Origin of the sequence: Stappia indica (assembly GCF_001696535.1) — a bacterium.
Classification (GTDB): Bacteria; Pseudomonadota; Alphaproteobacteria; order Rhizobiales; family Stappiaceae; genus Stappia; species Stappia indica.
Genome location: NZ_MBQE01000001.1, coordinates 1,353,393 through 1,371,600, shown reverse-complemented (window position 1 = coordinate 1,371,600; position 18,208 = coordinate 1,353,393). Strand labels below are relative to the sequence as shown.

At 68.6% G+C, this 18,208-nt stretch carries 13 protein-coding genes, 1 other RNA gene and 1 pseudogene; 13 read left to right on the top strand and 2 right to left on the bottom strand.

The genetic code is table 11. The features are described from left to right. Nucleotides 1-9: 9 nt before the first annotated feature. Nucleotides 10-2,331 carry a putative bifunctional diguanylate cyclase/phosphodiesterase gene (locus BBX35_RS06465; RefSeq protein WP_208979770.1) on the bottom strand — a complete coding sequence of 774 codons (2,322 nt, stop codon included), beginning with the start codon at nt 2,329-2,331 and terminating at the stop codon, nt 10-12. A gap of 153 nt (nt 2,332-2,484) precedes the next feature. Between BBX35_RS06465 and BBX35_RS06460 the strand changes: the two genes are divergently transcribed. The 5 genes from BBX35_RS06460 to BBX35_RS06440 all read left to right on the top strand — a co-directional run bounded on the left by BBX35_RS06460 (nt 2,485) and on the right by BBX35_RS06440 (nt 7,010). Then, entirely contained in the window at nt 2,485-3,891 is a 1,407-nt protein-coding gene (locus tag BBX35_RS06460) for a class II fumarate hydratase (RefSeq protein ID WP_171901390.1), read from the top strand. A 169-nt stretch (nt 3,892-4,060) separates the two neighbouring features. Next, nucleotides 4,061-4,762, top strand: coding sequence for an SDR family oxidoreductase (locus BBX35_RS06455; protein WP_244271563.1), 702 nt, complete (start codon nt 4,061-4,063; stop codon nt 4,760-4,762). A 15-nt stretch (nt 4,763-4,777) separates the two neighbouring features. Then, nucleotides 4,778-5,476, top strand: a complete 699-nt coding sequence (locus BBX35_RS06450) for a TerB family tellurite resistance protein (protein WP_067217334.1) — start codon at nt 4,778-4,780, stop codon at nt 5,474-5,476. Nucleotides 5,477-5,516: 40 nt separating this feature from the next. Beyond that, on the top strand, nt 5,517-6,272 hold the full coding sequence (locus tag BBX35_RS06445) for an N-acetylmuramoyl-L-alanine amidase (RefSeq protein ID WP_067217331.1): 756 nt from the start codon (nt 5,517-5,519) through the stop codon (nt 6,270-6,272). Between the two features lie 237 nt (nt 6,273-6,509). Next, nucleotides 6,510-7,010 carry a lytic transglycosylase domain-containing protein gene (locus tag BBX35_RS06440; RefSeq protein WP_067217330.1) on the top strand — a complete coding sequence of 167 codons (501 nt, stop codon included), beginning with the start codon at nt 6,510-6,512 and terminating at the stop codon, nt 7,008-7,010. 21 nt (nt 7,011-7,031) lie between these two features. Here BBX35_RS06440 and BBX35_RS06435 read toward each other — a convergent pair whose 3' ends face one another. After that, complete coding sequence (locus BBX35_RS06435) at nt 7,032-7,730, bottom strand: pyridoxamine 5'-phosphate oxidase family protein (protein WP_067217327.1); 699 nt, start codon at nt 7,728-7,730, stop codon at nt 7,032-7,034. A gap of 172 nt (nt 7,731-7,902) precedes the next feature. Here BBX35_RS06435 and pdxR point away from each other — a divergent pair, with 172 nt between their 5' ends. The 8 genes and pseudogenes from pdxR (at nt 7,903) to BBX35_RS23855 (ending at nt 18,206) form a co-directional block, all read left to right on the top strand. Continuing rightward, nucleotides 7,903-9,357 (top strand): MocR-like pyridoxine biosynthesis transcription factor PdxR, encoded by a 1,455-nt coding sequence (pdxR, locus tag BBX35_RS06430; protein WP_067217325.1) that lies wholly within the window; start codon nt 7,903-7,905, stop codon nt 9,355-9,357. 32 nt (nt 9,358-9,389) lie between these two features. Next, an RNA gene (gene rnpB, locus BBX35_RS06425) (RNase P RNA component class A) lies at nt 9,390-9,786 on the top strand. A 757-nt stretch (nt 9,787-10,543) separates the two neighbouring features. Then, entirely contained in the window at nt 10,544-10,999 is a 456-nt protein-coding gene (gene mraZ, locus BBX35_RS06420; protein WP_067217322.1) for a division/cell wall cluster transcriptional repressor MraZ, read from the top strand. Then, on the top strand, nt 10,996-12,015 hold the full coding sequence (gene rsmH, locus BBX35_RS06415) for a 16S rRNA (cytosine(1402)-N(4))-methyltransferase RsmH (RefSeq protein WP_067217320.1): 1,020 nt from the start codon (nt 10,996-10,998) through the stop codon (nt 12,013-12,015). Before mraZ ends, rsmH begins: the two co-directional genes overlap by 4 nt. A gap of 4 nt (nt 12,016-12,019) precedes the next feature. Next, on the top strand, nt 12,020-12,376 hold the full coding sequence (gene ftsL / locus BBX35_RS06410; RefSeq protein WP_067217318.1) for a cell division protein FtsL: 357 nt from the start codon (nt 12,020-12,022) through the stop codon (nt 12,374-12,376). Nucleotides 12,377-12,385: 9 nt separating this feature from the next. Continuing rightward, nucleotides 12,386-14,098, top strand: coding sequence for a peptidoglycan D,D-transpeptidase FtsI family protein (locus BBX35_RS06405; protein WP_067217316.1), 1,713 nt, complete (start codon nt 12,386-12,388; stop codon nt 14,096-14,098). An 82-nt stretch (nt 14,099-14,180) separates the two neighbouring features. Beyond that, a pseudogene (locus BBX35_RS23860) lies at nt 14,181-15,653 on the top strand (UDP-N-acetylmuramoyl-L-alanyl-D-glutamate--2,6-diaminopimelate ligase); the annotation flags it as partial. Next, nucleotides 15,636-18,206, top strand: coding sequence for a UDP-N-acetylmuramoylalanyl-D-glutamyl-2,6-diaminopimelate--D-alanyl-D-alanine ligase (locus BBX35_RS23855; protein WP_341871212.1), 2,571 nt, complete (start codon nt 15,636-15,638; stop codon nt 18,204-18,206). The pseudogene BBX35_RS23860 and the gene BBX35_RS23855, both read left to right, overlap by 18 nt. Nucleotides 18,207-18,208 lie beyond the last annotated feature (2 nt).

The window sequence follows — 18,208 nt, the reverse complement described above, 5'->3', positions numbered from 1 at the left end:
CGCGCCGCCTCAGACCGCGCCGACGGCGCGGGCCCGATCGTGCGCGGGGGCCGTGTCTTCGCGTCCGTCTTCCGCATCGGCCGGCATCGGCGCGCCGTCGACATCCAGGTCCATGGCGAGGGTATCGATATCGGCGCCGATATCGATGTCGGGGAGGCGGGGGGCGTGCGCTTCCGCTGTCTCGGGCATGGCGAGGGGAAGCTGCGGCAGCTCGGGCTCGCCGGCGGTCAGCAGCAGCTTTTCCCGGCGGGTCTGCTGGGCAAGGGCGACGGTGTCGCTGGCCGACTGGTCGGTGAGGTCCATCGGCTTGCCGAAGAGGAAGCCCTGCACCTTGTCGCAGCCGGCGGCGCGCAGCAGCGCGACCTGAAGCTCGTCCTCCACGCCCTCCGCGGTGATCGTGACCTCGAGCGAGCGCCCGAGGCCGACGATGGAGGCGATGATCGCGTCGGTCGTCGGGTTCTTGCCGACGGTGGCGACGAAGGAGCGGTCGATCTTGATCGTGTCGAAGGGGAAGCGCGACAGGTAGCTGAGGCTCGAATAGCCGGTGCCGAAATCGTCCATCGCCACGGAGACGCCCATCTGGCGGATCTGCGTCAGCGTCTTCACGACGGCATTGGTGTCGGAGATCAGCAGGCTTTCGGTGATCTCCACCTCCAGCCGCTCCGGCGCAAGGCCGCTGACCTTGAGCGCGTGGGCAACGCGCTCCTCGGTCTGGCCGGGGCTGAACTGTGCCGGCGAGATATTGACCGCGACGGTGAGCGAGGTGTCGCGCCAGCGCGAGGCCTCGCGGCAGGCATGCAGCAGCACCCAGGCGCCGATTTCCTCGATGAGGCCCGCATCCTCCGCAATGGGGATGAAGACGGTCGGCGAGATGGTGCCGCGCTCGGGATGCTCCCAGCGCAGCAGGGCCTCGTAGCCGGTCAGCTTGAGGTCGCGCAGCGAGAATTGCGGCTGGTAGAGCAGGCGGAACTCGTCCTGGGCCAGCGCCTTGCGCAGGTCGCCTTCCAGCGCCTTGCGCTTCTGCGCCTCGGCGTCCATGTCCGGCGTGTACCAGATATAGGTGGAGCGGCCCGAATGCTTGGCCCGGTACAGGGCAAGGTCGGCGCAGTGCAGCAGGCGCGAGGCGCGCCAGGCGGCCTCCGAGGCCTGGGCAACGCCGATGGACAGCGAGATCGGGATGTCCTTGCCGTCGATGCGGGTGGGAATGCGGGTCGCGGCGATCATCGAGGAGGCGAGCTGGGTCACCGCCTTGCGGTCGAGATCGCGGGCGATCAGCACCGCGAACTCGTCGCCCGACAGGCGTGCGACCAGGTGGTTGCCGAAGACGTTGCTCAGCCGGTCGGCGATCACCTGCAGGAAGAGATCGCCCGCCGCATGGCCGTGCGTGTCGTTGATCGCCTTGAACTTGTCGACGTCGATCAGCATCACCGCCAGATTGCCGGCCCTGGCGCTGGCGAGCCGCAGCGCCTCGTTCAGCTTGGTGGAGAAGACGGTGCGGTTGGGCAGGCCGGTGAGGGCGTCGTGATGGGCGAGGAACTGGATCGTCTTGCTGGCCTTCAGCCGGTCGCGGAAGCGCATCCACATGAACAGGGCGGCAAGGCCGACGGCGACGAAGATCATCGCGATCAGGATGGCGATGCCGATCTGCACCACCTCGGTCAGGAACAGGCCGGTCGTCGCCTGGTCGTAGAACAGGATGATCGCGCCTTCGACAGCGTTGCCGTCGCGGATCGGCACGGCCAGCAGGGTGGCGCCGGAGCGCTTGCCGAACAGGGTGGAGGGAATGTCGACCGCGCGCTGCTCGCCGGCAGCGAGGCTGCGCATCAGGTTCTCGATGCGCGGGGCAAGCTGCTCGAGCGCCTGCGGATCGATGCGCGGCAGCACGGAGGCTTCCGACAGCGACACGGCGCCGGGCGCGAAGCGGAGCATGGCGACGGTGGTGGCCAGGTCCGTGCTGTCGATCTCTTCCAGGAACTCGGTGAGCGAGGCCTCGCGGTCGGCCCTGGGATTGGCTGTCGGCAGGGCGGGCCCTGTCGCATCGACGGTCCGGGCGTCGCCCGTGTCCTCGCGATCGACCTCCCCCTGGGCATCGACGCTGTCGATGGAGCGGCGCAGGCTCTCGTCGGCGAAGGCGGCATGCACATCGGCGAGCTTGCCGTCCCTCAGCAGGTGGTGGTTCAGGTCGCGGTCGAGCCGCCGCGCCGTCTCCTGGGCATCGCGGGTGTAAATCGCCTTGGAAAAGAATACATTTGTTGCCTGGATCGTGCCGGCGAAACCTGCAACGATCAACACGCCCACAAAGATGCCCAGCAACGTCTTTAGGTTGCGCAACCTGACCTGTCCCTGGCGACGCGATGCCGCCGCCTTCAATCGTGAATGTGTCCTGGGGATGGATCATGACATCGCAAGGTTTCCAGACATTGAATCAAGCGTCCGGATTCTGCCGAGCGGCAGATCATGACGCTGGGTAAGACGGAGCAGACCATGACCGCAGACAACACGCGTATCGAGACCGACTCGATGGGGCCGGTGGACGTGCCGGCGGATCGCTACTGGGGCGCCCAGACCGAGCGCGCGCGCCATCACTTCGCCATCGGCCGCGATCCGTTCCCGCTGGAGATCATTCACGCGCTGGCCGAGGTCAAGCGCGCCGCCGCGCTGGCCAATGCGCAGATCGGCGTGCTGGACCAGAAGCGTGCCGACCTCATCGTGACGGCCGCCGAGGAAGTGGTCGGCGGCCGGCACGACGGCGAGTTCCCCCTGCATGTGTGGATGACCGGCTCGGGCACCCAGGCGAACATGAACGTCAACGAGGTGATCGCCAACCGGGCCATCGAGCTCAGCGGCGGGCGGATCGGCTCCAAGGATCCGGTCCATCCCAACGACCACGTCAACCGCTCGCAGTCGTCCAACGACGTGGTGCCGACGGCGCTGAACGTGGCGTCGGCGCTTATGATCGCCAACCGGGTGCGGCCGGCGCTGAAGGTGCTGCGCGATGCGCTGGCCGAGAAGGCCCATGCCTGGCAGGGGCTGGTGAAGATCGGCCGCACGCACATGCAGGACGCGGTGCCGATGACGCTCGGCCAGGAGTTCGCCGGCTATGTCGGCATGCTGGACGACAACGACGAGCGGCTCGCCTTCGCGCTCAAGGGGCTGATGAAGCTGGCCATCGGCGGCACCGCCGTCGGCACCGGGCTGAACGCGCCGGAGGGCTTCGACGGCAAGGTGGCGGCGGAGCTGGCGCAGCGCTGCGGCCTGCCCTTCGAGGCGGCGGCGAACAAGTTCACGGTGATGGGCGCGCATGACGCGATGGTGGCGGCCTCGTCCATGCTGAAGGTGCTGGCGGTGTCGCTGCACAAGATCGCCAACGACATCCGCCTGCTGTCCTGCGGCCCGCGCGCCGGCTTTGCCGAACTGCGCCTGCCGGAAAACGAGCCGGGCTCCTCGATCATGCCGGGCAAGGTCAATCCGACCCAGTGCGAGGCGCTGGCGATGCTCAGCGTGCAGGTGATCGGCCTTGATGTCGCCAGCGGCTTTGCCGGGGCCGGCGGGTTGCTGGAGATGAACGTCTACAAGCCGATGCTGGGCGCCAACGTGGTGGAAAGCTGCCGCATGCTCGCCGACGGGATGGAGCATTTCGCGCGCTTCGCCGTTGCCGGCATGGAGGCGGACGAGGCGCGGCTGGCCGAGACCGTCAACCGCTCGCTGATGCTGGTCACGGCGCTGACGCCGGAGATCGGCTACGACAAGGCGGCGGCGATTGCCCATCACGCCCATCACGAGGGCACGACCTTGCGCGAGGCGGCGCTGGCGCTGGGCCATATCGACGCGGCGACCTTCGACCGGATCGTCGACGCAGCCTCGATGACCGGGCCAATGCCGAAGATCTGACGTCGTTTCCTGCCCCGGCGCCCGTTCGGCGCGCCGGGGCAGGTCTCCTCACGGCGTGCGACAGCCCCGTGTGGCGAGGCCGGCGGTCTGTGCTAGAACGCTGGAAAGAGTCGGTGTTCGTTCGCGAACGCCGTACCGCAGGCGTCACGGGGAACAGTTCGGGGACATCATGAAGGATCGGGTCGTACTTCTGACCGCCGCGGGCAGCGGCATGGGCGCCGCCATCGCGCGCAAGCTGGCGGGCGAGGGCGCGCGGGTCGCCATCCTGTCGTCCAGCGGCAAGGGCGCGGCGCTGGCCGAGGAACTGGGCGGGCTCGGCCATACCGGGTCGAACCTGGAGCCGAAGGACCTTGCCGCGTTCGTGGACGCCGCGATGGCGCGTTTCGGGCGGATCGATGCCGTCGTCAACAGCGCCGGCCACGGGCCGAAGGGCGAGGTGCTGGCGATCAGCGACGAGGACTGGCACCTGGGCATGGACTATTACCTGCTCAACGTGGTGCGGATGTGCCGGCTGGTGACGCCGCAGTTCCAGGCGCAGGGGAGCGGCGCCATCGTCAACATCTCGACCTATGCCGCGTTCGAGCCGGAGGCGGCGTTCCCGACCTCGGGCGTGTTCCGCGCCGGGCTTGCCGCCTTCACCAAGCTCTATTGCGACCGCTATGCGGGCGAGGGCATCCGCATGAACAACGTGCTGCCGGGCTTCATCGACAGCCTGCCGGAAAAGGAAGACCGCCGCGCGCGCATCCCGATGGGCCGCTATGGCACGGTGGAGGAAGTGGCGGACACCGTCGCCTTTCTGCTGTCGGACGGAGCCGGCTATATCACGGGGCAGAACCTGCGCGTCGATGGCGGCATCACGCGGTCTGTCTGAGGCGGCAACGACGACATGAACATCTGGTCTGCGATCAGTGCGGTGGCGGCGGCAATCGGCGCGGGCGGTGCCCAGATCGTCGACCGCATCGTGCAGTTCATCGTGTCCGCGGGCGAGGGGCGGGGCGACCGGGCGGTTGCCTTCACCGTCGCCATGATCGCGCTGTCGGCGAAGATGGCGAAGGCGGACGGCGTCGTGACCGGCGACGAGGAAATCGCCTTTCTCGACGTGTTCGACATTCCGGCCGGCGAGGAGCGGAACGTCGCGCGCCTGTTCAACCTGGCCAAGCAGGATGTCGCGGGCTTCGAGACCTATGCGGAGCGGCTGGCGGCGCTGTTTCCGGACGACCCGGAAATCCGCGTCGACATTCTCGATGCCCTGTTCCACATCGCCAAGGCGGACGGCATCGTCCACGAATACGAACTGGCCTACCTGCAGCGCATCGCCGAGATCTTCGGGCTGGACGAGCGGGCCTTCAACCAGATCCTCGCCCGCCATGTGCGCAGCGAGGAAGACCCGTACCGGGTGCTGGGGATCGCCGGCAGCGTGCCGGACGAGGAGATCAAGCGCCACTACCGCAAGCTGGTGGCGGAAACCCATCCCGACCGGCTGATCGCACGCGGCGTGCCGGAGGAGTTCGTGCGGATCGCCAACGACCGGCTGGCGGCGCTGAACGTTGCCTATGCCAAGATCGCGGCGGAGCGGGGACTGTGACCGGCGGGGACGCCGGGCAAGAGACGATGGAAAGACCCCGATGGGCGTGAAGACGGATACCGGACTGCCGGCGCGGCTGCGGCCTTCGCCGAACCACAACGAGCGCAGCGGCGAGGTCAGCCTGCTGCTGCTGCACTATACCGGCATGACCAGCGGCGAGGAGGCCCTGCAGCGGCTGTGCGACCCGCGCGCCGAGGTCTCGGCCCATTACGTGGTCGACGAGGACGGGACGATCCTGCAACTGGTGCCGGAGAGCCGGCGCGCCTGGCATGCGGGGCGCTCCTACTGGAAGGGCGAGCGGGACATCAACTCGCGCTCCATCGGCATCGAGATCGTCAATCCGGGCCACGAGAACGGCTACCGGCCTTTCCCGGAGGTGCAGGTGGCTGCGGTGATCGAACTGGCCCGCGACATCTGCGCCCGGCACGGCATCGCGCCGCAGAACGTGCTCGGCCATTCGGACGTCGCGCCGGAGCGCAAGGAGGATCCGGGCGAGCTGTTTCCCTGGGACAGGCTGGCGGGGGCGGGCGTCGGCCTGCATGTTCCGCCGGAGCCGGTGTCGGGCGGGCGCTTCTTCCAGCAGGGCGACGGCGGTCAGCCCGTCGAGGCGCTGCAGTCGATGCTGGCGCTCTACGGCTTCGAGATGCCGATCACCGGGGTCTTCGACGAGCGCACGCGCTCAGCGGTCGCCGCCTTCCAGCGTCACCACCGGCAGGAGCGGGTCGACGGCATCGCCGACATGTCGACCATCGCGACGCTGCACCGGCTCTTGCAAAAAGTTCCACAGCTCGGCTGACGCCGCGTCCCGAGCCGATTGCTGCATCGCAACATCCGCAAATCACCGCCATCTCCCGGCCATGTTTGCCGGGATGATGGCCATGGTTTCGTCAATGACGATGATTTCTGCACGTTTTAGCCGCATTTTATCGGTGTTTTTGTAACATTTCGTGATCGTTCGCGCCGGATTTCCGTCTTACGGCGCCGCCATACAGCCGGCCTCTCAACAACGACGAACAGTTCGAAGGTCGGCCATATGATCAAGTTCAAGGCGCCGCGTCTCATTGGTGCGCTTCTTCTCGCTCTTGCCGCAGGGGCATGCCAGTCGGCAGCGATTTCGACCACAACGGTCGATCCGAAGATCCTGGAGGCGGGCGGCCGTGCCGCGAAATACGACGCCATGATCACTGCGGAAGCCCGCAAGCACGGCCTGCCGGCGGACCTCGCCCATGCCATCGTGCGGGTGGAAAGCAACTACAATCCGCGGGCGCGCGGCCGGGCCGGCGAAATCGGCCTGATGCAGATCAAGCCGCAGACGGCGCGGGGCGTCGGCTTCCGCGGCAGCGCCAAGGCGCTCTACGATCCCAAGACCAACATCACCTACGGCATGAAATACCTGGCAGGCGCCCACAAGCGCGCCGGCGGCGACCTGTGCGGAACGATCCTGCGCTACAATGCCGGCCACTTCGCCAAGCGCATGAACCCGGTGAGCCGCCGCTATTGCGGCAAGGTCAAGCAGCTCCTCGCTCGCGGCTGATGCGGGGCGAGGAGGCCGGGGTCAGGCTTCCTCCAGGTCGCGCAGCGAGCGCGGACGCGGCACGTCCGGGGCCAGCCGCCCGTCCGGCGTGACGGCGGTGACCGTCTCGGCCAGCTCGACGACGCCGGCCCATACCGGCAGGGCGTAGTCTTCCTCGTCGTCGACCGGTGGACCCTCGCGCCGCTTCATGGTGATGTGCTCGACCTCGATGGCGAGCACCCCGGTGGCGGCGAGCTCCTTGTCGGTCATCGGTCGTACCTCGTCCCAGCGGCCCGGCAACAGCCGGTCGGTGAGGGCGACGAGCGCGGCCTTGCGCTCCCAGTCGTTGACGACATGGCGTGCGGTGCCATGCACCACCACCGAGCGGTAGTTCATCGAGTGGTGAAAGGCGGAGCGGGCGACGACGATGCCGTCCAGCAGCGTCACGGTGAGACACACCGGCGCGCGGTCCTGCATCCCCTTGACGATGCGCGTCGCCTTGGCGCCGTGGATGTAGAGCGTGCGCTTGATGCGGGCGTGCAGCATCGGGATGACCATCGGCCGGCCCTCGTCGACGAAGCCGACATGAGCGATGCGGGCGAGATCCAGCACCTCGAAGGCGGCGGCGGGGTCCGCGACCTCGCGCTTGCCCACCCGAACCCGGGCATGGCGGGGCAGGGAGGCGCGACGGCTGCGCCGGGCGGCCGGCGTGGCGGCCTGGTCGATCTCGGGGTCGCTCATCGATTGCGGTTCCTCGCTTTGCGGCGCCTGTGCTGTGCGGCGCCCTTGCGCTTCGGCGCCTTTTGCCTTGCGGCGCCTTTTTACTCGGCGGCACCTTTGCTTTGCGGCCGGGAATGTGCCATCAAACTGGTTCCAGTGAAGATCCGCTTTCGGCGTTTTCGAAGGTCCAGTCATGCTTGCCGGCCTCATCACCATCGACCGTTCCTCCTCGGTGCCGCTGCCCGAACAGGTCTATCGCGCCGTGCGCGAGGCCATCGGCGCGGGGCGGCTCGACGCGGGCGCGCGGTTGCCCTCCAGCCGGGCGCTGGCGGTAGCGCTCGGCATCTCCCGCAACTCGGTGAACGCGGCCTACGAGCTGCTGGCGGCGGAGGGCATCGTCACCGTGCGCAGCGGTTCTGCGCCGAAGGTCGCAAGCGTTGCAGTGTGGGGCGAGGGCGAGACGCCGGCGATCTCCGCAAGGGCGGTCGCCCTGTCGGCGCGCGGGCGGGCGATGAGCACCGATCCCTGGTCGGCGACAGAACGCCGGCGCGGCGGCAGGATGGAGCCGGGCACGCCGAGCCCCGACCGGTTTCCCGCGGACGAATGGGCGCGGACGCTGCGCCGCGCGGCTCGCCGCCTGCGCGGTGACGTGCTGAGCTATGGCGAGACGCGGGGGCTGCCCGAACTGCGCCGGGAGCTCGCCGCCTATCTGGCGGCCGAGCGCGGCGTCCGGGCGACGCCCGAGCGTATCCTCGTCACTCCGTCGACCCAGGCGAGCCTCAACCTGCTGGCGAGCGCCCTGGCGGATCCCGGCGAGGCGGCGTGGCTGGAGGATCCCGGGTATCTCGGAGCCCGCGCGGCCTTCACCGCAGCCGGGCTCGACATCGTGCCGATGCCGGTCGACGAGGAGGGGGCGGACCCGCGCCTTGTCTCCGGCCGGCGGCCGCCGCGGCTGATCTACGTTACCCCCTCGCACCAGTACCCTTACGGCACCCGCATGTCGCTGGCACGCCGCGCGATGGTGCTGGATGCGGCGCGGGCCTGCGGCGGGGTGGTGCTGGAGGACGACTACGATAGCGAGTTCCTGTTTTCCGGGCGGCCTCTCGCGGCGATGCAGGGCCTGGGCGCGGAGGGCGAGGTGATCTATCTCGGCACCTTCTCCAAGAGCATGCTGCCGGGCCTGAGGGTAGCCTACATGGTGGTGCCGGAACATCTGGCTGGCCCGCTGGCGGTGGCGCAGCGGGTCTCGGGCATGCTCGCCAACGTGATGACGCAGGCCGCGCTTGCCGACTTCATCGCCTCCGGCCGTTACCGGGCGCATCTGCGGCGGGTGCAGGAGACCTGCGAGGCGCGGGGGCGGGAACTGGCCGCCGCCCTGCGGCAGAGGTTAGGTACGGCGGCGGATGTGCCGGACCCGGTTGGCGGCGTGCAGCTTGCCCTGCGCTTTGCCGGGGCGGTCGACGACCTTGCGATCGCCGCGAGGGTCAACGCCCTCGGCTTCGGCGTCGCGGCGCTCTCACCCTACGGGATCGCCTGCAACCCGTCAGGCCTCGTCGTCGGCTTTGCCGGGGCGCAGGGCGGGGAGGCGCAGGCCTGCGCCGAGGCGGTGGCGGGCGCATTGGCAGGGGCCGAGAAGCGTCGCGCTTGACCGAAGGGCCCGCGGCGCATACCAGTCGCGCGTCAGCCGGCTGGACGGCCGCTCCTGCAAGTGCGGAAACGCCGCAGGGGAGGAAAGTCCGGGCTCCACGGAAAAACGGTGCCGGGTAACGCCCGGCGGGGGCGACCCCAGGGAAAGTGCCACAGAAAGCAAACCGCCGCGGCTGCGGCCGCGGTAAGGGTGAAAGGGTGGGGTAAGAGCCCACCGCGCGACCGGCAACGGAAGCGGCACGGTAAACCCCACCGGGAGCAAAACCGAATAGGGGCGGCGCGGGTTCCGCAAGGGATCCGGTCCTTTCCAGACCAGCCGCCCGGGTTGGTTGCGCGAGGCGTCCGGCAACGGGCGTCCCAGATGAATGGCCGTCACGTGCGGCAGCAATGCCGCGCCATACAAAACCCGGCTTACAGGCCGGCTGACACTTTTTCCCTTTCCTGTTTCGATGATCCGCCGGCGCCAGCCGGGGTGCGAGGACGCCCTCGGCAGGTATGAAACGGGCGCGCATCGCCACCTACACGGCTGTCACGCCTGCGCAGGCAGGCGTCCAGTATCCGCCGGAGCGGACGGGTGTGCGAGGGCACCAGCCTTCGGCCTTCCGGCGGCAGCGCAACGGCTTCGGTCGCGACCTTCCGTGGTTACTGGTTCCCGGTCTTCGGCTGCGCCGAAACCGGGACGACAGCCGAAGAGCGAGCTTCGCGTCGGTGTGGCTGTCCGCCGTTCCTCACGCCCCTGCTTCCCAGGCTGTCCCTCCCGCTCGAACCGAAGCCGCGCGCCGGAACCGGCGCGGCGGACAAGCTGCGCCTGTGGGCAAGTCGCTGGAACCATTGCGCTTAGACCGCGACGGCGGCGCGAAAGACCCCGAATCTGCGGCCTTGCAGGATGCAAGCGGCCGGAAACTCAAAATTAAGCTTAACGGTGGATAACTGATCTCCGGTGTTTCGCCGCACCGGCCGGGAGGGGGCAGAAACCATTGGATTCCGTTGACGCCCAGAAGGTCCCATGCTATCCCAGATCATCCCGTTTCGACAGGCTGCAACGGGGCTCAAGCGGCTCACAATTCGACATTGCGGGCCGACATGCGGTCGGGCCGCCGGCGTTGCGTTACGTATCGGCGTTTCCAGGGATCGGGAGTTAGGCGGTGGCCGGGTGCAACGCATCCGGCGATGGGGCGAGAGAATCGATGTCCGGCTTCGTGTCGCACTACACAAACCGACTCGACGCCAAGGGGCGGGTTTCCGTTCCTGCCTCCTTTCGCCAGGCCCTGACGCGCGACGGTTTCGAAGGCCTCTACTGCTTTCCTTCCCTGCACCAGATGGCGGTGGATGCGGGCGGTCACCAGCTCGTGGCGGAGATCGCCAAGCGGCTGGAGGGGCTCGATACCCTGACTGCCGACCACGACGCACTGTCCACTGCGCTCTACGGCGCCAGCGAAACCCTGAAGATCGATGGAGACGGCCGGGTGATGCTTTCCGACATGATCCGCGAACACGCGGGAGTGACGGACCAGGTCACCTTTGTCGGTCAGGGCTACAAGTTCCAGATCTGGGAGCCGGAGCGCTTCCGCGCCCATCGCGCGGACGCGATGAAGCGCGCCATGTCGGTGCTGTCCTCGCCTCGTGCGGGAGGCGGCCAATGACGGCGCAGCACAAGGACGAGGCGGCGCCCCGCCATGTTCCGGTTCTCCTGAATGAGGTGATGGAGGCGCTCGGCGACGTGTCGGGCGCCACTGTCGTCGATGGCACGTTCGGTGCCGGCGGCTATACCTCGGCGCTGCTCGATGCGGGCGCGCAGGTGGTCGCCATCGACCGCGATCCGACCGCGATTTCCGGCGGGCAGGCGCTGGCCGCGAAAAGCGGCGGCCGTTTGATGCTGGTCGAGGGCCGGTTCTCCGCACTCGATGCCCACGCGGCGGCCTCCGGCCACCCGCAGGTCGATGCGGTGGTGCTGGATCTCGGCGTCTCCTCGATGCAGCTCGACGAGGCGGAGCGGGGCTTCTCCTTCCGTTTCGACGGTCCGCTGGACATGCGCATGGAAGTGCGCGGGCTGTCGGCGGCGGATGTCGTCAACACCATGCCGCAGCGCGAGCTGACCCGGCTGATCGGCATTCTCGGCGAGGAGCGGCGCGCGTCCGCCGTCTCGCGGGCCATCGCCGAGCGCCGCAAGGAGCGCCCCTTCGAGCGGACCTCCGACCTTGCCGCCGTGATCGAGAAGGTGGTCGGGCGCTCGTTCAAGGGCAAGCAGATCCATCCGGCGACGCGCACCTTCCAGGCGCTGCGGATCTATGTGAACCGCGAGCTCGACGAGGTGGTCGATGCGCTGGCCGCGGCCGAGCGCGCGCTGAAGCCGGGCGGCCGGCTGGTCGTCGTCACCTTCCACAGCCTGGAAGACCGGATCGTCAAGAAATTCGTCGCCGAGCGCAGCCGTACCCGCGCCGGCGGTTCCCGTCACATGCCGGACATCGAGGTGCCGCCGGCAACCTTCGAGCCGATCCACCGCGGGGCGGTGGACCCGGGCGAGGAAGAGGTTGCCGCCAACCCGCGTGCGCGCTCCGCCAAGCTGCGCGCCGCCCGCCGTCTCGATGCCCCGGCACGCGAAGTCGACCCCCGCGAACTCGGTGCCCCGTCGGTCGCCGCGCCGGCCGGGGAGGAGTGAACCCATGAGCCGCTACACCAACGTCATCCTCGCCATCGGCGTCCTGGCTGCCGCCGCCGCCGTCTACGACATGAAGCACGACGCGGAACGCTCGGCCGAGCATGTCGCGGCGCTGCAGAGGCAGATCGAGGACGAACGGGCGCAGCTGCAGATGCTGCGCGCCGAGTGGAGCCTGCTCAACGACCCGAGCCGTCTGCAGCGGCTGGTCGACCGCTACAACGACCACCTGCAGCTCCAGCCGCTTTCGGTGGAGCAGATCACCCGGATCGAGGACGTGCCGATCAAGCCGGTGCAGCTCGAGCCTATCGACAGCAACGTGACGCTCGGCGGCTTCGCCGGCACGTCGCCGACAGTGCGATAGGGGGCGGCAATGGCGGTGACCGATCAGCCCGTTTCGTTCCTGCAGCGCCGCACGGTCGGCGAGCGGCATGTGCCGCGCGGTCCCTCGACCCGCGCCGTGCGGGCCCGCGTGCACATGGCGATGGCTGTGTTCGCGCTGGTCTACATGGCCATCGGCGGGCGGCTGATCATGCTGGGCATGAGCGAGGAGTCGAAGTCCGCCTCCTACATCTCGGCGCAGGACAGCGTCGCCGCCTCGCGTCCCGACCTTCTGGACCGCAACGGCCAGATCCTGGCGACCGACATCAAGACCGCCTCGCTGTTCGCCGAGCCGCGCAAGATCCTCGACGTAGATGAGGCGCTGGAGGGTATCGCCAGCGTGCTGCCGGAACTGGGCACCGACGCGGTGCGCCGCCGGCTGGCCAGCAATGCCGGCTTCATCTGGCTGAAGCGCGAGCTGACCCCGCGCCAGCGCCAGCAGATCCACGATCTCGGCATCCCCGGCATCGGGTTCCTGGAAGAGAACAGCCGCTTCTATCCGGGCGGGCCGACGGCCGGCCATATCGTCGGCTCGGTGAATGTCGACAACCAGGGCATCTCCGGCATGGAGCTGGCGGTCGACCGGGCCTGGCTCGGCGACCTGCGCGAGCTGGGCTTTGCCAGCGACCGCTCGATGGAGCCGGTGCAGCTGTCGGTGGACCTGCGCGTGCAGCACGTGGTGCGCGACGAGCTGGTGAAGGCGCTGGAGCGCTACCGGGCGATTGCCGGCGTCGGCATCATTCTCGACGCGGAGACCGGCGAAGTGGTTGCCATGTCGTCGCTGCCGGACTTCGACCCCAACGACCGGGCGCAGGCGCTGGAGAAGGACCGCATGAACCGGGCCTCCGGCGGCGTCTTCGAGATGGGTTCGGTGTTCAAGGGCTTCACCGTCGCCATGGCGCTGGACAGCGGCAAGGTGACGATGAGCGACAGTTTCGACGCCACGCGGCCGCTTCGCGTCGGCGGGCGGACGATCAGCGATTTCCACGGCAAGGGACGCATCCTGTCGATCCCCGAGATCTTCAACTACTCGTCGAACATCGGCACCGCGAAGATGATGCTGGCGGCGGGCGTCGACACGCAGAAGGAATTCCTCGAGCGGCTGGGCCTGACCAGCCGGCTGAAGACGGACCTGCCGGAAGTCGCGACGCCCCTGCTGCCGCCCAAGTGGAACGAGCTGGCGGCGATCACGATCTCCTTCGGCCACGGCATTTCGGTGACGCCGCTGCAGACGGCGGTGGCGACGGCGGCGCTGATGAATGGCGGTCGCCTGATCCCACCGACCTTCATGCCGCGTTCGCGCGAGGAAGCGGACAAGCTGGCCAAGCAGGTGGTCAGCCCGCAGACCAGCGAGATCATGCGCTACCTGTTCCGCCTCAACGTGCTGTCGGGCTCGGGCCGGCGCGCGGAAGTGCCGGGCTACATGGTCGGCGGCAAGACCGGAACGGCGGAAAAGATCGAGAACGGCCGCTACGTATCCAACAAGCGCCGCAATTCTTTCCTTTCTGCCTTCCCGATGGACAAGCCGCGCTACGTGGTTCTGGTCGTGCTGGACGAGCCGAAGCCCGAGCGCGAGGGCATCGGCGCGACCGCAGGTCTGAACACCGCGCCGGTCACCTCGGCGATCATCCGGCGGGTTGCCCCGATGCTCGGAGTTTTGCCGAAGTTCGGAGACAAGACGGAGACGGTATCGATTTCCTACTGACCGGATCGCCAAGGGGGCGGGGTCGCACCGCAGCCTCCTTTTCGGTCCTGACGACGACGCACAACGGATATTGGCGCAGGACATGCTGCTGAAGGACCTCACCGGCGAACAGGTGCTCGCCGCGCCCGAGTTCGAAACCGAAATCGCCGGATTGTCCGCAGACAGCCGAACGGTTTCCAGGGGATTTGTGTTCGCCGCGCTGAAAGGCGCGAAGGCGGACGGCACCCGTTTCATCGCGGCCGCACGCGATGCCGGCGCCGGCGCCCTGCTGGTGGGCAGCGACACGCCGCTTGCGGCGCTCGGCCCCGATGCGGGCGGCTGCCCCGTCATCGTCAGCGACGACCCGCGCCGCGAGCTGGCGCTGATGGCCTCGCGCTTCTACGAGCGCCAGCCGGAGACGCTGGTCGCCGTGACCGGCACCAGCGGCAAGACCTCCGTCGCCGTCTTCACCCGTCAGATCTTCGCCCATGCCGGGTTCGAGGCCGCAAGCCTCGGAACCATCGGCACGGTGACCAGCCGCGGCGCCCAGTATGGCAGCCTGACGACGCCGGACCCGGTGTCGCTGCACCAGACTCTGGCGCGGCTCGCCGACGACGGCATCACCCATGCCGCGCTGGAAGCCTCCAGCCATGGGCTCGACCAGCGCCGGCTCGACGGGCTGCGCCTGACGGCTGCGGCCTTCACCAACCTGGGGCGCGACCACCTCGACTATCATGCCGATGTGGAGGACTATCTCGCGGCCAAGATGCGGCTGTTCGATACGCTGCTGGAAGGCGACCAGCCGGTGGTGCTGGAACCGTCCGCGCCCTATGCCGGACGCGTTCTGGCGGTGGCGCGGGAACTCGGCCGCAGCGTCTTCACCGTCGGAGAGGGCGGCGACGATCTGAAGCTGCTCGACATCCGCCACGACGGGTTCACGCAGGTCCTGTCGATCGAGACCATCGAGGGCTTCTTCGAGGTGCGCCTGCCGCTGGCCGGCCGCTTCCAGGTGTCCAATGCGCTTGTCGCGGCGGGGCTGGCGATCTGCAGTGGCGTTCCGACCAGCACCGCGCTGTCGGCGCTGGAAGATCTCCAGGGAGCGCCGGGCCGGCTGGAGCTGGTCGGCGAGACCGACGACGGGGCGCTGGTCTTCGTCGATTACGCACACAAGCCCGATGCGCTGGACACGGCGCTGGCGGCGCTGCGGCCCTTCACCAAGGGCCGGCTGATCGCCGTGTTCGGTGCTGGCGGCGACCGCGATCCGGGCAAGCGCCCGCTGATGGGGCAGGCAGCGGCGCGGCAGGCCGACATCGTCATCGTCACCGACGACAATCCGCGCAGCGAAGACCCGGCGAAGATCCGCGCCGAAGTGATGGACGGGGCCCCGGAGGCGCTGGAGATCGGCGACCGGCGCGACGCCATCGAAGCGGCCATCGGCATGCTGCAGCCGGGCGACGTGCTGTGCATCGCCGGCAAGGGCCATGAGCCGGGCCAGATCGTCGGCGACCAGGTGTTGCCCTTCTCCGATCACGAGGTCGCGCGCGAGGCGATCGAGGCGATGGCCGAAAGCGCGCTGTTCGACGCGGCCGAAGACGGCGGCATCGATCTCGGCGGCGATGCGGGTTTCGATCTCGACGGCGCGCTGGAACAGGCGTTCGTCGAGAACTTCGAACGGGCGGACGGGGACGAGCTTTCCGATGATATGCCTGACGCGGCCGACGAAATCGAAGCGGACGGCGCGGAAGGCGGGCTTCACCTGGAGCTGTCCGAGGACGACCTGCTGAACGACCTCTTCGAGGAAGAGGACCGCAGCGCCGACGATGCGCCGGAGCACGAGCTTTCCGACGAGGCGGATGCGCTGCATGTCGAGCTGGCCGCAGACGAGACTGCCGACGAGGACGTTTCTGGCGAGGACCTGCTGGGCGAAGACTTGGCCGACGAGGACCTGCTTGGCGAGGAGCTCGCTGACGAAACCTCGGTCGAGGAAGATGTCGCCGAAGACGAGCTGTCCGACGACGAGCCGCTTGATGACGGGTTGAGCGAAGACGATCTGCCGGCTGACGACCTGATGGATGACGAGCCGCAGGCAGCAGCGGACGAGGACGATCTGCTGGCCGAGGACGAACCGGAGAGCAGGGGCTTTCCGGGAATCAGCCTCAGCGAGGAGGATCTTCTGGGTCTGTCCGATCCGGCGGACGAGCCTGACATAGCCGAGGACGAGGCAGCCGAAGACGAGACAGCCGAGGACGGGATCGGCGAGCGCGAGCTTGAGGAGAGTCTGGCCGAGGACCTTGTCGACGACGATGAGTTCGACGACGAGCGCAAGCCCGCCGAGACGGCACCTGAGGTCGACGACGACATTTTTGGCGGCGCAGACGCGCTGACGGACGAGGTCGAGGCGCTCGAGACGCAGAGCGATGAGGATGCGCCGGCGGACGAGCCGTCGGCGGAGACCGAGTGGCTTTCGGTCGCCGACGAAGAGGATGAGGCGGACGCGGACGCCGAGCCCGCCGACGCGCAGGATGAAGATCGCGAGCCCGTCTCCGAGCTTCAGGAAACGGCAGAGCCGGCGACAGCCCCTGCGCCCGCCACGGCGGCCGTGCATCCGGCCTTCGTCGCGCCGGCCGTGCCCTCGTTCACGGCGCCCGCCGCCCAGGTGGTCAAGCCGGCACCGGTTTCCGGCGAGCCGGTGGAGGCCGAGCCCGACCGGCCGCTGTGGTATCTGGACGAAATGGTCGAGGCGACGGGCGGCGACCTGCGCGGCGCGGATATTCCGGACATCACAGGTGTTTCCATCGACAGCCGCAGCATCGCCGCCGGAGAGGCCTTCGTGGCGATTGCCGGAGATCGGTTCGACGGGCACGACTTTGCGGCCAAGGCCTGCGAGGCGGGGGCCGCGCTTGCCATCGTCGCGCGCGAGCGTGCAGACAAGCTGCCGTCGCAGGGGCGCTATCTGGTCGTCGAGGACCCGCTGGAGGCGCTGCGCGATCTCGGCCGGGCCTCGCGCGCCCGCAGCCGCGCCCGCATCGTCGCGGTGACCGGCTCGGTCGGCAAGACCAGCACCAAGGACATGTTGAAGCTGGCGCTGTCGCCGTCCGGGCGCACCCATGCGCCGGTTGCCTCGTTCAACAACCACTGGGGCGTGCCGCTGACGCTGGCGCGCATGCCGGCGGACACCGAATTCGGCGTCTTCGAGATCGGCATGAACCACGCCGGCGAGATCACGCCGCTGGTGCAGATGGTTCGCCCGCATGTGGTGGCGATCACCACGGTGGAGGCGGTGCATCTGGAGTTCTTCGGCTCGGTCGAGCGCATCGCGCAGGCCAAGGGCGAGATCTTCCTCGGGCTGGAGCCGGGCGGGCTGGCGCTGCTCAACCGCGACAACAACCAGTTCGACCTGCTGACCTATCTGGCCAAGGCCGCCGGCGTGCGCCGCATCGCCACGTTCGGGCAGCAGGGACCTGCGGATGTTCAGGCCGAGCGCGTGTCGCTGCAGACGGGCTGCAGCTCGATCTCCGGCCATGTGTTCGACCAGCAGATCACCTACAAGGTCGGCGCGCCGGGCGTGCACCTGGTCAACAACAGCCTCGTCGTGCTGGGCGCGGTGGCGGAACTGGGCGGCGATCTCGCCCGGGCCGGCATGGCGCTGGCCGCCTTCCGCGCACCCAAGGGGCGCGGCGAGCAGGCGGTTCTGAAGCTGCCGAACGGCCGCGCGACGCTGATCGACGAGAGCTACAACGCCAATCCCGCCTCGATGCGCGCCGCGCTCAATCTGCTGAAGGAAACCCCGATCGAGCGGAACGGCCGCCGTATCGCGGTGATCGGCGACATGCTGGAGCTGGGCGAGGCCGAGTTGCAGCTGCATGCCGCGCTCAACCGGCCTGTTGCCGAATCCGGTGCGGATCTCGTCTACTGCGCAGGCCCGCGCATGCACGCGCTGTGGGAGCTGCTGCCGAAACACCAGCGCGGCGCCTATTCCGAGGAAGCGGCCGGCCTGAAGCCGCTGCTCCTGGAGGATATCCGTCCGGGCGACGTCATCATGATCAAGGGCTCGCTCGGCACCCGCATGGGGCCGCTGGTCGAGGCCCTCAAACGCGATTTCCCCGTCGAAGACGACGGGGCCGAATAGGA

Coding starts and splice junctions, on each gene's coding strand:
- BBX35_RS23855 (WP_341871212.1), top strand. CDS start 15,636: ATGGCCGAAAGCGCGCTGTTCGACGCGGCCGAAGACGGCGGCATCGAT.
- BBX35_RS06440 (WP_067217330.1), top strand. CDS start 6,510: ATGATCAAGTTCAAGGCGCCGCGTCTCATTGGTGCGCTTCTTCTCGCT.
- rsmH (WP_067217320.1), top strand. CDS start 10,996: ATGACGGCGCAGCACAAGGACGAGGCGGCGCCCCGCCATGTTCCGGTT.
- ftsL (WP_067217318.1), top strand. CDS start 12,020: ATGAGCCGCTACACCAACGTCATCCTCGCCATCGGCGTCCTGGCTGCC.
- mraZ (WP_067217322.1), top strand. CDS start 10,544: ATGTCCGGCTTCGTGTCGCACTACACAAACCGACTCGACGCCAAGGGG.
- BBX35_RS06435 (WP_067217327.1), bottom strand. CDS start 7,730: ATGAGCGACCCCGAGATCGACCAGGCCGCCACGCCGGCCGCCCGGCGC.
- BBX35_RS06460 (WP_171901390.1), top strand. CDS start 2,485: ATGACCGCAGACAACACGCGTATCGAGACCGACTCGATGGGGCCGGTG.
- BBX35_RS06405 (WP_067217316.1), top strand. CDS start 12,386: ATGGCGGTGACCGATCAGCCCGTTTCGTTCCTGCAGCGCCGCACGGTC.
- BBX35_RS06445 (WP_067217331.1), top strand. CDS start 5,517: ATGGGCGTGAAGACGGATACCGGACTGCCGGCGCGGCTGCGGCCTTCG.
- BBX35_RS06450 (WP_067217334.1), top strand. CDS start 4,778: ATGAACATCTGGTCTGCGATCAGTGCGGTGGCGGCGGCAATCGGCGCG.
- BBX35_RS06455 (WP_244271563.1), top strand. CDS start 4,061: ATGAAGGATCGGGTCGTACTTCTGACCGCCGCGGGCAGCGGCATGGGC.
- pdxR (WP_067217325.1), top strand. CDS start 7,903: ATGCTTGCCGGCCTCATCACCATCGACCGTTCCTCCTCGGTGCCGCTG.